Here is a 12,126-nt window from a genome sequence, read left to right as displayed (position 1 = left end):
GCCGTCGTCCAGGTCGACGCGGTAGCAACGCTTGTCGCCACCGAACTCCGCATCTTCCCTGCGCACCGCCACCCGGCCGGACGGATCGACGCCCTCGATGACGAGCCCCGCGGGCCGGGCCTCGGCCGGCAACGCGAACACGCACACCGCATGCTCGTGCCTGCCGTCGGCCACGAAGCCCAGGGTCGGCTGGCGCGCAATCGCCTCCGGCGGATGCAGCTTCCACAGGAACTCGATCCCGGCATGGGTGGCGCGCGGCGCTTCGTCGGCGGCCAGCGCGGCCATGGGAAGGAACGCGACCAGCAAGGCGATGCGGAACATCCCGGTCTCCCTGTAAGCGGCCCGGTGCCGCTGCATGCACCTTAGCGCAACCTGTCCGGCATCCTCACTCGATGTAGCCGTCCGCGTGCGCGCGCTCCGGATCGGCGAAGACCGCCATCGCCGTGGTCATGCGGCGGAATCCGAAGCGGGCATAGAACGCTTCGCGGCCGGGCACCGCGTACAGGATGATCTTGCGGTGTCCGCGGCACAGCCCGAGCAGGCGCTGCAGCAGCTGCCCGCCGAGGCCGGCGCCCTGGCGCCGCGGATGGACCACGATGTCGCACAGGTAGGCGCAGTCCACGCCATCGGCCACCGCGCGGCCGGCGGCGACCACCTCGCCATCCTCGAAAGCCAGGCACTTGAACATGCTGTTGCCATAGGCGGTGCGCAGCCAGTCGGCGCTCTTGTTGCCCAGCGGCGCGATCCGGTACAGCTCCGACAGCGCGTCCCAGTCCACGCGTTCGGTCGACTGCGTCCACTCGATGCCCATGCCGTTCCTCCGCTGGATGACGGACCGGATGCGCGTGCCTGTGGCGCGCCCCGGAAACAACAACGGGAAGCGCACCGCGCTTCCCGTTCCAACGTTATATTCCGATGGGGGACTTGCGGCAACGCCCGCCGCGCGGGGCAGGATCGCCGCCCTTCCCGCGACAGCCCCCTGGAGGATGCGATGCTGCAAGCGCCGATCTACTACCACGGCACCCGCGCCAACCTGCAGCGCGGCGACACCGACGTGCCCGGCTACCCATCCAACTACGGCACCCGACGGCCATCGCGCTACGTGTACCTGTCGGCCAGGCTGGAGTCGGCGATCTGGGGCGCGGAGCTGGCGGTGGGCGAAGGCCCGGGCCGGGTGTACATCGTCGAGCCGACCGGTCCGCTGGAGGACGATCCCAACCTCACCGACCGCAAGTTCCCCGGCAATCCGACCCGCTCGTTCCGCACCGCGCATCCGCTGCGGGTGCTGGCCGAGGTGCACGGCTGGATCGGCCATCCGCCGGAGCAGCTGGAACGGATGCGCGCCTTCGTCGCCTCCCTCGGCCCGCAGGCCGATCCGGTCGAGGACTGAGCGCTACTCGCCGAGCAGGCCGTGGCAGGGCGCGCCGATGCAGCTGCCGCTGGATAGGTCCAGCACCACCGAATGCCCCGGCGAACCCTGCGGATACGGCACCTTCTCGCCGAGCAGGAACACCACCGCGTGCGCGCCGGTCAGGTCGGCCGGGAAGTGCATCTCGCCCTGGATGGTGTAGGCCGGCATGCGGCCCAGCTGCTGGTCCAGCTCGCGCGAGGCGGGCCGGCCGGCACTGGCCGCATGCCGTCGCTTCCAGCGCGCCAGCTCCGCCGGCGCCGCCGGCCTGAGCACGCCCGAGCGCAGCAGCATCACCAGCCCCGTCTGCCCGGGCGGTGGCACCGGGATCTGCGGCGGCTTCGGCAGCGCCGGTGGCTTGGTCTGCCGCTGCCGCGCGTCGGCCACGGCCAGCCTGGCGTCCGGCGGCGGCGGTTCGGACCAGTCGGCCTGGGCGATGAGCCGCGGCAGCGGCCGCGTTTCCTCCACCCGCGCGGCCTCGCTGGCCGCCGGCGTGGGCTCCTCGGCGCTGAAACCGGTTGGCGGCAGTTCGTGCAATACGTAGCGGCCGCCGCCGAGCAGGCGCACCGCCGCCTGCGGCCAGCACAGCGCAGCCACCACCGCCAGCAATACCGTGGCCAGCAGCAACCAGGCCAATGCCGGGCTCCTGCCTGGCGTTTGCGTCGTTCCTTGCCTGTCCATCCTGCCTCCGTCGGCCGCAGGGCCACCGACCGCGCGATGCCTGCCACCGCACCGCGGCCTGTCCGCGGGCGTGCTGTCGGCGCCGGCGCGCACCATGCGTGCGGCGCCAGGCGTCGCTGCGGCGGTCCTTCCTGCAGCCTGGGTCCCGGGCGGCGCCCGGGCATGGGGCCGGCCCCATGCGCGGCGCGCGCATTCCGGGGCCGGGGCCGCCACCCCTCACGGCGGCACGGGCCAAGCATCGCATGCGGCATTGGTTTCAGTAGCCCGGCACCGGCGCGGCGGATTTTCCATCGTCCGGCCCGGGCCTCTAAGATCGCCCGGACCAGCCATGGGGGTAGCGAAGATGGGCATGTTCTCCTGGACCGCGAAGTCGCCGGCCGTGCTGCGCGGCGGCGGCGTGATCGCGCCGGACGAGCGCCTGCCCTGGGGCCAGACCGGGCTGATGGGCGTGCAGCACGTGATCGCCATGTTCGGCTCGACCGTGCTGGCGCCGATCCTGATGGGCTTCGATCCGAACCTGGCGGTGCTGATGAGCGGCATCGGCACGCTCATCTTCTTCCTGGTCACCGGCGGCAAGGTGCCCAGCTACCTCGGCTCTTCGTTCGCCTTCATCGGGGTGGTCAACGTGGCCACCGGCTACGTGGCCAGCCACGGCGCCAACGCCAACATCGGTCTGGCGCTGGGCGGGATCATCGCCTGCGGCGTGGTGTACGCGCTGGTGGGCGTGCTGGTGCACGTAGCCGGCACCGGCTGGATCGAGCGGCTGATGCCGCCGGTGGTGACCGGTGCGGTGGTGGCGGTGATCGGCCTCAACCTGGCCTCGATCCCGATCAGGAACATGGCGGCCTCCAACTTCGACGCGTGGATGCAGGCGGTGACCTTCCTGTGCGTGGCGCTGGTGGCGGTGTTCACCCGCGGCATGCTGCAGCGGCTGCTGATCCTGGTCGGCCTGCTGCTGGCCAGCCTGGTCTACGCCGCGCTGACCAACGGCCTGGGCCTGGGCAAGCCGGTGGACATGGCCGCGGTGGCCGCGGCGCCGTGGTTCGGCCTGCCCACGCTGCACGCGCCGGTGTTCGACACCCGCGCGATCACCCTGGTCGTGCCGGTGGTGATCATCCTGGTGGCCGAGAACCTGGGCCACATCAAGGCGGTGACCGCGATGACCGGGCGCAACCTGGACCGCTACATGGGCCGCGCCTTCATCGGCGACGGCGTGGCAACCATGGTCTCCGGCGCGGCCGGCGGCACCGGCGTGACCACCTACGCCGAGAACATCGGGGTGATGGCCGCGACCCGCATCTACTCGACCGCGGTGTTCGTGTGCGCGGCGGCCATCTCCATCCTGCTGGGCTTCTCGCCCAAGTTCGGCGCCCTGATCCAGGCCATCCCGCTGCCGGTGATGGGTGGCGTGTCGATCGTGGTGTTCGGCCTCATCGCCGTCGCCGGCGCGCGCATCTGGGTGGACAACCGGGTGGACTTCTCCGACACGAAGAACCTGATCGTGGCCGCGATCACCCTGATCCTGGGCACCGGCGAGTTCACCCTGAAGTTCGGCGAGTTCGCCTTGGGCGGCATCGGCACCGCCACCTTCGGCGCGATCCTGCTGCACGCGCTGCTGTCCCGCGCGCGCGGTTGAGCGGCGTCCTCCGCGCGATTGAAGCGCGACGACGCCTGGGCCGTCGCCACGCCCTCGCCACCTCAAAGCACGATTCCCCGTGTAGCCCGGATAAGGCCGGAGGCCGCATCCGGGAGCCCCACCACGCCCATCACCTTCGTCCTTCCGTGGCACACGTGCGCCCCGACCCCGGGTGCGCTTCGCTTACCCGGGCTACGGCACATGCGGAACGTAGCCCGAATAAGGCCGAAGGCCGCATCGCGCCCCTACGCGACCGAGTGCGACGACGCCTGGGCCGTCGCCACGGCCCCGCCACCTCAAAGCGCGATTCCCGGCGTAGCCCGGATAAGGCCGAAGGCCGCATCCGGGGCCGACGCCACATGTCCTCCCGCCCCCCCACGCCTTCACTCCCCCGTGCGCAGCGAAGGCAGCTCCACGCCCTCGGTGCCCCAATCCATCGCAACAAGACCGGCACGCACATACCGATGGAAGGTCGAGTGCGGCCAATCCACCGCACGCGCCACCACGCCGTGCTTCACCGGATTCACGTGCACATACGCCACGTGCGCAGCCAGGTCACGCTCGTTGCGGATGGTGTGCTCCCAGAACCGCGACTGCCACGGCGATTGCCCGTCGTGCGCCACGCGTCGGGTGAATCCCTTCTTGATCTCGCGCCAGAGTCCCGCGTAATCGCAGCCGCCCTCGGCCATGGTGATGACCGCATGCAGGTGCTCGGGGAGCACGACCGCTGCCACCACCTGGTGCGGGTACCTTTCATGCGCCCGTCGCCATGCGGTCCTGAGTTCGCCTACATGGCGGACAAGCAGATCGCTGTTGCGGTCACGCAGCGTGACCGTGAAGAAGTACGTGGCACCGGGCACCCGATTGCGGCGATAGCGCACCATGCCACGAGTGTTCCGGCGGTATCGCCGCCGTGGAAGCGGTGGATGCCACTCATGCGTGTCAGGCGATCCTGACCCCTCTCATGCATACCGGTCGCGTCGGGACCCGGGTGCGCTTCGCTTACCCGGGCTACAACCCGTAGCCCGGAAGGCCGCATCGCGCCCCTGCGTGACCGAAGTGCGACGACGCCTGGGCCGTCGCCACGGCCCCGCCACCTTAAAGCCCGATTCCCCGCGTAGCCCGGATAAGGCCGGAGGCCGCATCCGGGGCCGACTCCACACCCACGAAGACCTGCGGGCGCACCCGCCTGTGCAGTCCGACGGCAACTTTCGCAGCGCGTGGCGACGCGCCGGGCCTCGCCACCGCCCCGACGTTGCAGCGGCGCGGTGCGCGCCGCCTACCCCGGGCTACCCCGCCGACTGCGCGTTGGCCTCGCGCATCCGCACCAGCTGGTTCTGCAGGGTGGCGACCTTGAAGCGCAGCTCCTCGTTCTCGCGCTCGAGCTGGGTGATGCGGCGCTGCAGGGTGCGCACGTCGGTGGCCGACTCCGCGCCCTCGCCAGCCTCGCCGCCGTCCACTGCCTCGCCTTCCGACCCGGCACGCGGACGCTTCTTCGCCTCGCGCGCGCGTCTTGCCGCCTGGCGCAGCTCGGCCTTGCCGCCCTGGGCGGCGCTGCGCTGTTCCTCCACCGGCAGGCTGGCCACCGCGGCGGCGGCGCTGATGGAGATCTCGCCGGCCTTCAGCGCCTCCACCACCTCCGGCGCGGCCTGGGTGTGGATGCGCTCGATCATCGCCACCTGGTTCGGGCTGAGCTTGGCCTCGCGCGCCAGTTCGGCACGGCTGACCGGCACCGGATCCCACGGCGGCAGGTCGTCAGGCTCCGCCTTGGCGTTCAGGGCCTCGGCGGCTTCCGCGGCTTCGGCCTCGGCCGCTTCGGCGGCGGCAGCGGCGGCCTGGGCGGCACGCAGCGCCTCCAGCTCGGCCTCGCGCTGCGCCTGCAGGCGGCGGGCCAGGATCTCGCGCTTGCGCAGCGCCAGCACGCCGCGCTGGTAGTCGGACACGCTGCGGCGGCCCAGGTGCTGCTCGATCATCCACAGGTGCACGTCCTCCATCGACTGGAAGCGCGTGTTCTGCACCGTGTTGAACGGGATGCCGTGCTTCTGGCAGATGCCGTAGCGGTTGTGGCCGTCGACCAGGATGTTGCCCCACAGCACCAGCGAATCGCGGCAGCCTTCGGCCAGCAGGCTGCGCTCCAGTGCCTCGTACTCGTCGTTGGTCAGCGGATCGATGTAGGCCTTGAGCTCTTCGAGTACGACGATGTCCATGCACTGCGGGGGAAAACGGGGGCGCGCATTGTAGTGCGTCGCCCCTGCCGCCAGTAGCCGATTGACGGATGCGGCCGATGGTGCACCACGACCCCGGCGCCAAGGCAAAAGGCCAGGACTATCAGTCCTGGCCTGGTTGCCGCATCGGGCCTGCCGGATCGATCGACCAGGCCATTGCCCGTCGCCGCGATGCCGTGTGCATGGCGCCCACGGCACGCAGTCGCGCGCTCCGGTGCTCAGCCCTCCCAGGTGCCGCCGGCCATCTGGCAGCTGGCCGGGAGCGTGGCCAGGTCCTCGCTGCTGCGCTCGTAGTAGAAGGCGTGGATCGAGGGCTGGCCGAACATGCCCTTGCAGCTGCCCTGGTTGGGGCTGGGGCAGGCGTCCATGTAGGCGACCTCGCCGGCCTTGCCGGTGCCGATCTGCGCCGAGCCCTGCGCCAGCGACTCGCACATCTGCCGGTGCATGTCCTCCGGGACGTCCGCGCCGGCCTGCAGGCAATCGCGCGAACGGATGCGCTGGCCCATGATCTCGAACTCGCCTGCAATCATGCAGGCCCGGGTCTTCGCCGTGGCCATCGCCGCCGGCTGCGCCGCTTCGGCTGCCGCGGGCGCTTCGGTGGCCTCGCTGGCCGCTTCCGCCGGCACGGTCTCGCCCACCGCGGCCGGAGCCACCTCCGCGGTCGCCTGCTCCGCCGGCGCACAGCCGGCCGCCAGCACCGACAGGAACAGCCCGGCCACATACCTTCCCCTGATACGCATCGAAACTCCCCTGGTTGAAAAAAAACGCGCCATCCTGCCATTGCCGGCCGGCCTGCGTCACCGGTCCGGGCGCCGCCGTCCGCGGCGCGCCATCCCTTCGCCTGCAAGCCCTCCCACCCGCAACCAATAATTGCACCAGCCTGTACAGATGGGCTTGCATGCCATGCACATCCCTTGCCCCCCCGCGGCACGAAAGGCAGTGCAACCGGACTGTGCCACTGCACCGGGTTGAACCCGATCGCGCCGGGCGGGACGATCCACGAGGACTTTCGATCAGGCGCTACGGGGACTGAGTTCGGAGCGCCCATCCGGGAAACGCGTTGCGACCGGGGGATTGCATCGCCGCCGGCACGGGCGCGTGCGTCCCGGGATCGGAGTCCGCGCGGTGGCGCATGCGGCACCCGGCGCCGCCCGTCCCGAGCAGGGTGCCAGACAGAGGAGAGGGTCAATGCGGTCTTTGAGCGAGAAGGAACTGCTGTTGGCAGTGGGTGGTACGGACGGCTGCCCGCCGGCGCGTCCGGCGGACATCGTGCCCTGCGCGCAATCCGAGTACGGAAACCTCGCGAACGACATCAGCAACGGCATCCAGAACTGGTACGAAGCCGCGGTGGATGCGACCTCGCAGGCGATCGAGACGGTTGCCGGCTGGTTCTGAGTGACGCATGCCGGGAGGGCGGATATCCTCGCGGAGATCCGCCTTTCCGGCGCTCGGGCAGAGTTCATGGTCCACGAAACCAGGGCGGCCGCCGGCAGGGCGATCGCCGCCGCCCTAGGCTACGTCGCACTGCTCCTGGCATCGCACCTGCTTTCCGTCCGCCTGGGCGTGGATGGGCGGCTGCTGATGGCGCTCGCCACCGTGGTCCTGCTGTCTGGCCTGTGCCTTGGCTCGGCGGGAGCCCGCGAGTTCCTGCGCACGCAGGCCACGCGCGCGCGGTCCGGGTGGATCGAAGTGCTTTGCTGGGCCTTGGCCGGCGTCGCGTTCCACCTGGCGTACTTCGCCGTTTCCGGCGTGGACGCGTCGCGGATCTCGGGATGGCGGCTGGATGCCCGCTTCCTGGCCTCCGCCATCCTGCTTTCCTCCATCGCCGCGCCCTTCGTGGAAGAAGTGTTCTTCCGCCTGTTCGCGATCTGGCGTTCCCGCCGGTTCCCGGCGCTGCTGGCCGTTGCCATCTCCGGCGCGGCCTTCGCCCTGCTGCATCCGGAGCGCCCGGTATCGGTCTTGGTGTTTGCCGCGCTCGCCGCGATCGCCTACCTGAGGGTGGGCATTGCCGCCTCGCTGGCGTTCCATGTCGCCTACAACCTGGGCAACTACCTGCTGCTGCTGGCGGCCTCGCAGGCCAACGGCGCCTAGCCCGTCCACGCGCTCCGGCCGGCGGGGGCCGCCGCCAGACACCATCCGCCACCGTCCGGTGCGCCGTGCGGTTTCGCGCGCAATCAACCGCCTTGGGGCGGGGCGATTTGTGTAATGTCCGGGGCACGACCGCCGAAGGAGCCTTGCCCATGCGCCGCCGAGCTTCCGCCTGCCTGCTGCTCCTGCTGGGCCTGGGCGCCGGCCCTGCCCACGCCCATTTCGCCGTGGACTTCGCCGACACCCACCAGTCGCGCTACGGGCCGGGCGAGATCAAGTCCGCGCCCTGCGGACGCCCGGACGGCGAGCGCGGCGAGCACGTCTATACCTATGCCCCCGGCGAGACCATCACCGTGTCCTGGGTCGAATACGTGGCCCATCCCGGCTACTTCCGCATCGCCTTCGACGACGATGGCGACGACGACTTCGTGAATCCCGCGCGCATCGCCCCGGCCGGCCGCAGCTGCGCCGAAGGCGAGCCCCACTGCGGCGACGGCGACTTCTACAACAACGCCACCGTGCTGGTGGACGACTTCGGCCGCCACGACGTGGCCGAGAACGGCAAGCCCTACTCGCTCCAGCTCAAGCTGCCCGACGTCGAATGCGAGAACTGCACCCTGCAGATCATCCAGCTGATGACCGAGGCCGGGAAGGCGCCCTACGACCCGGCGGCCGAGGATGCGGACGACATCTACTACCAGTGCATCGACCTGCGGCTGCAGGCCAGCCGGTAAACAGGCAATCGCGCCCCTGAAGTGCAACCAGGCCCGGGCCGTCGCCATGGCCCGGCCACCCCAGGGCGCGATTTGCCTGTGTAGCCCGGTCAAGGCCGCAGGCCGCATCCGGGGGCCCGCACACGCGACGCATCCGGCATTCCCGCCCATCCCGTCGCGGGTGCGCTTCGCCTACCCGGGCTACGTAGGTCAGAACTTCCCGCCCACCGGCAGGTAGCGCCAGGCGCCAACCGGCATCTTGGCCAGGGCGATGCGGCCGATGCGCAGGCGGCGGATCGAGACCACCTGCAGGCCGACCTGGGCGCACATGTGGCGCAGCTGGCCGGGGCGCGGGCCCTTGATCGCGAAGCGCAGGCGGGTCTCGTTCTGCCAGCTGACCTTGCATGGCGGCAGGGGGCGGCCTTCGTAGGACAGGCCGTGGCCAAGGCGGGACAGGCCCCAGGGCTCCAGCAAACCCTCGACCTCGACAACGAACTCCTGCTCGATGGTGGCGAAGTCCTCCACCAGCCGGCGACGCACGCGCCCGTCCTGGCTCAGCACCACCAGGCCGCTGGCTTCCGGCTCCAGCGGCACCAGCGAAGCCAGCCGCTGGAAGTTCTTGCGCAGCATGCGGATGCCGGTGGTGTCGCCATCCCAGCGGTTGGCCGGGGGCACCAGTTCGGCGATCGCGCCGGCCGCGGCGTCCAGGTCCACGCCGGCCGGCTTGTGCAGCAGGAAGGTCGCCGGCTCGATCGGCTGCGGACGGGCGCCGGGGATGATCTCCACCACCTCGTCAGTGACCATGTGGCCGGGCAGTTCCACCACCTGGCCGTCGACCTTCACCCAGCCACCCTCGATGTACTGCTCGGCCTCGCTGCGCGAGCACCGGGCCAGTTCGGCCACGCGCCGGGCCAGTCGGATCGGGTTGGACATGAACGGCACGCAATGGGGGTCGGGGGCGCGCAGTGTATCGTTCGCGCTCCCCGGCGCGCCGGCGCCGGCCCCCGGCCCTCGCCCGACCACTCCCACGAGGTGCCATGAAAACTCCCGCCGGACTGCAGGCGCTGATCGACGACGGCGTGATCGACGCCGTGCTGCGCCCGCTCAAGAGCGGCAAGGAGGCCTCCGTGTACGTGGTCCGCGCCGGCGACGATGTGCGCTGCGCCAAGGTCTACAAGGACATGGCCCAGCGCAGCTTCCAGCAGCGCGTGCAGTACCAGGAAGGCCGCAAGGTCCGCGGCAGCCGCGAGGCCCGCGCGATCGGCAAGGCCACGAAGTACGGCCGCAAGCAGCAGGAAACGGCCTGGAAGAACACCGAGGTCGACGCGCTTTACCAGTTGCGCGATGCCGGCGTGCGCGTGCCCGAGCCACATGGCTACGTCCACGGCGTGCTGGTGATGGAGCTGGTCGCCGATGCCGAGGGCAGTTCCGCCCCGCGCCTGGGCGAGGTCGCGCTCTCAGCCGCGCAGGCGCGGGACTACCACCGCTTTCTGGTGCGGCAGATCCTGAGGATGCTCTGCAGCGGCCTGGTCCACGGCGATCTGTCGCCCTACAACGTGCTGGTCGGCGCCGATGGCCCGGTGGTGATCGACTTCCCGCAGGTGGTCAGCGCCGCCGGCAACAACGCCGCCCGCACCATGCTGCTGCGCGACGTCAACAACATCACCGCCTACCTGGGCACCTCGGCTCCCGAGCTGCTGGACACCTGGTACGGCGAGGAGATGTGGGCCCTGTTCGAGGCCGGCGAGCTGCACCCGGACACCGAGCTGACCGGCCACTTCGAGCACGACGAATCCATCCCCGACATCGACGGCGTACGCCACGCCATCAACGATGCCCGCGAGGAAGCGCTGATCCGCCAGCAAGGCTGCGAGGCGGCGGCCGAAGCGGACTAGGACGTGCACCTGCGGCGCCTAGCGCGAGGCGCTCGTAGCCGGATAAGCCCGAAGGGCGCATCCGGGACCTCGGCCACGAGGCGACTCAATCCCCCGGCTGCGCTTCGCACACCCGAGCCACGAAACCGTCAGAAGTGAACCTGACCCCGTTAGTAGCCCTCTACCGGCATCCAACGCTTTGCGGCGTCACCTGATAACAGTCCGCCACGGTGCCTCCGTGCGGGCAATAGACGTGATTGGAGCGCGCGGTGATCTGCAGCCACGTGTTTCCTTCCCGATACAGCAGGGCACCACCAGAACAGCGATAACCCGGTGGAACAGGCTTGATCGTGCGAACAGGCGTCGAGGGCCGCGCCGCAGCCAACTCTCGCTCCAGCTTCTGCATCTCCTTGGAGAAGACCTGGATCGCCTCCTGGGCATCCCTGCGTGCCTGGTAACGCTCGTACGCGTTGAACAGGAGCAGTGCCACCAGTACCCCCACGCCCACCGCCACCCCAATCTTCCATGGCAGCTGGTCAGTCGACCTTGATGCAGGACGACGCGGAGGTCCATAGCTGACCTGCCGATCCCCCACCTCGCTTAAGTCACTGCCGAATGTAGGCTCCTGCCGCTCCATCCGATCCTCCCGCGATACTCCCCAGGCGCTATCGAAGCCGCGCCTCACCCATGCCACTAGCCTAGCCCGGAAGCACCAGCCATTCGCAAGTAACGGCCAGGCAAGACCTCGGAGCGCATGCGCCCGGCTTTCAATCTAACGAGGCACGTGCGCTGCGACCCGGGTTACGCATTTGCCCCTCGGCACCGACGCAGCGGCGACTACCGCTCTGTCAGAAAATCCCCAAAACTCCACTCTGACCCCGGTTTTCGGATTTGCCGTCGCGGCACGCGCGCAGGCACTGCCCCGCCAGCCAGGCGGCTTCCAGCACCAGCCCCGACAGTCCGCCAAGCAGCAACAGCAGCGGCGTGCCCTTGAGCCCGAAGATGGCCAGGCCGAACAACGTGCTGGTGAGTGCGCACAACCAGGCCACCACTACGACGCGCGCCCAGCCGCCGATCAGCGGCCTCAGCAGGCCCGCACAGAGGCCACCCGCTGCCGCCGGGACCAGACCCAGCAGGTAGGAGGCGAGCATCAGGAAGAGCAGCAGCCCGATTCCCCGGGAACCGGATTCGATCACCAGCACACCAAGGCCCAGCATCAGCCCGCCCAGCGGGGGACCCAACAGCCCGAAGATCAGTGCGCTCCCCAGCACCTGCCCGATGCGGAACGGGCAGCCCGAACGATGCCGGAGCAACGCCACGCCGGCAACCACCAGCAGCAGCGCCAGCAGGAACGCCCACTTCCACACCGAATCCGTTGCCATCAGCCCTTCCCCGGGGCGGCAGCGCCTGGCCGCGATGGTGCGATTGTAGCCAGCGCGCGCGGGCATTCCGGGCCCGAACAGGGTCAGGTTGAGTTACCCAGTCGGGGACAACGCGCGAA

14 protein-coding genes and 1 pseudogene are annotated in these 12,126 nt (G+C 70.1%); 6 read left to right on the top strand and 9 right to left on the bottom strand.

Annotated elements, in window-relative coordinates:
- Positions 1 to 321 (bottom strand): annotated as a pseudogene (locus tag B351_RS15960) (hypothetical protein); the annotation flags it as partial.
- A 64-nt stretch (positions 322 to 385) separates the two neighbouring features.
- Positions 386 to 811: a GNAT family N-acetyltransferase gene (locus B351_RS0100675; RefSeq protein WP_019397132.1), complete on the bottom strand. Its 426-nt coding sequence runs from the start codon at positions 809 to 811 to the stop codon at positions 386 to 388.
- 180 nt (positions 812 to 991) lie between these two features.
- Here B351_RS0100675 and arr point away from each other — a divergent pair, with 180 nt between their 5' ends.
- A complete protein-coding gene (gene arr / locus B351_RS0100670) occupies positions 992 to 1,390 on the top strand; it encodes an NAD(+)--rifampin ADP-ribosyltransferase (RefSeq protein ID WP_019397131.1) in 399 nt (132 codons plus the stop codon).
- Positions 1,391 to 1,393: 3 nt separating this feature from the next.
- On the opposite strand, the gene B351_RS15955 is transcribed toward arr, so the two are convergent.
- A complete protein-coding gene (locus B351_RS15955; RefSeq protein WP_156810388.1) occupies positions 1,394 to 2,044 on the bottom strand; it encodes a hypothetical protein in 651 nt (216 codons plus the stop codon).
- A 373-nt stretch (positions 2,045 to 2,417) separates the two neighbouring features.
- On the opposite strand from B351_RS15955, the gene B351_RS0100660 reads away from it, so the two are divergent.
- Positions 2,418 to 3,725, top strand: coding sequence for a solute carrier family 23 protein (locus B351_RS0100660; protein ID WP_232207876.1), 1,308 nt, complete (start codon positions 2,418 to 2,420; stop codon positions 3,723 to 3,725).
- Positions 3,726 to 4,108: 383 nt separating this feature from the next.
- On the opposite strand, the gene B351_RS0100655 is transcribed toward B351_RS0100660, so the two are convergent.
- The 3 genes from B351_RS0100655 to B351_RS0100645 form a co-directional block, all read right to left on the bottom strand.
- On the bottom strand, positions 4,109 to 4,609 hold the full coding sequence (locus tag B351_RS0100655) for an REP-associated tyrosine transposase (protein ID WP_019397128.1): 501 nt from the start codon (positions 4,607 to 4,609) through the stop codon (positions 4,109 to 4,111).
- Between the two features lie 405 nt (positions 4,610 to 5,014).
- Entirely contained in the window at positions 5,015 to 5,932 is a 918-nt protein-coding gene (locus B351_RS0100650) for a hypothetical protein (RefSeq protein WP_019397127.1), read from the bottom strand.
- Positions 5,933 to 6,168: 236 nt separating this feature from the next.
- Positions 6,169 to 6,690: a hypothetical protein gene (locus tag B351_RS0100645; RefSeq protein WP_039730547.1), complete on the bottom strand. Its 522-nt coding sequence runs from the start codon at positions 6,688 to 6,690 to the stop codon at positions 6,169 to 6,171.
- Between the two features lie 457 nt (positions 6,691 to 7,147).
- Between B351_RS0100645 and B351_RS0100640 the strand changes: the two genes are divergently transcribed.
- The 3 genes from B351_RS0100640 (at position 7,148) to B351_RS0100630 (ending at position 8,772) form a co-directional block, all read left to right on the top strand.
- Positions 7,148 to 7,345 carry a hypothetical protein gene (locus tag B351_RS0100640; protein WP_019397125.1) on the top strand — a complete coding sequence of 66 codons (198 nt, stop codon included), beginning with the start codon at positions 7,148 to 7,150 and terminating at the stop codon, positions 7,343 to 7,345.
- A gap of 66 nt (positions 7,346 to 7,411) precedes the next feature.
- Positions 7,412 to 8,041 (top strand): CPBP family intramembrane glutamic endopeptidase, encoded by a 630-nt coding sequence (locus B351_RS0100635; RefSeq protein WP_019397124.1) that lies wholly within the window; start codon positions 7,412 to 7,414, stop codon positions 8,039 to 8,041.
- 149 nt (positions 8,042 to 8,190) lie between these two features.
- Positions 8,191 to 8,772, top strand: a complete 582-nt coding sequence (locus tag B351_RS0100630) for an SCE4755 family polysaccharide monooxygenase-like protein (RefSeq protein WP_019397123.1) — start codon at positions 8,191 to 8,193, stop codon at positions 8,770 to 8,772.
- 189 nt (positions 8,773 to 8,961) lie between these two features.
- Here B351_RS0100630 and B351_RS0100625 read toward each other — a convergent pair whose 3' ends face one another.
- Positions 8,962 to 9,684: an rRNA pseudouridine synthase gene (locus tag B351_RS0100625; protein ID WP_019397122.1), complete on the bottom strand. Its 723-nt coding sequence runs from the start codon at positions 9,682 to 9,684 to the stop codon at positions 8,962 to 8,964.
- 104 nt (positions 9,685 to 9,788) lie between these two features.
- Between B351_RS0100625 and B351_RS0100620 the strand changes: the two genes are divergently transcribed.
- The gene (locus tag B351_RS0100620; protein ID WP_019397121.1) at positions 9,789 to 10,646 is read left to right on the top strand and encodes a PA4780 family RIO1-like protein kinase; all 858 of its coding nucleotides are present in this window, start codon (positions 9,789 to 9,791) and stop codon (positions 10,644 to 10,646) included.
- 160 nt (positions 10,647 to 10,806) lie between these two features.
- On the opposite strand, the gene B351_RS17475 is transcribed toward B351_RS0100620, so the two are convergent.
- Positions 10,807 to 11,115 (bottom strand): hypothetical protein, encoded by a 309-nt coding sequence (locus B351_RS17475; RefSeq protein ID WP_156810386.1) that lies wholly within the window; start codon positions 11,113 to 11,115, stop codon positions 10,807 to 10,809.
- A gap of 358 nt (positions 11,116 to 11,473) precedes the next feature.
- On the bottom strand, positions 11,474 to 12,007 hold the full coding sequence (locus tag B351_RS0100615; protein WP_019397120.1) for a hypothetical protein: 534 nt from the start codon (positions 12,005 to 12,007) through the stop codon (positions 11,474 to 11,476).
- Positions 12,008 to 12,126 lie beyond the last annotated feature (119 nt).

The organism is Pseudoxanthomonas sp. GW2 (genome assembly GCF_000283075.1).
Classification (GTDB): Bacteria; Pseudomonadota; Gammaproteobacteria; order Xanthomonadales; family Xanthomonadaceae; genus Pseudoxanthomonas.
Note: the sequence above shows the minus strand (reverse complement) of the source record. Positions and strands in the feature narration are given on the sequence as shown.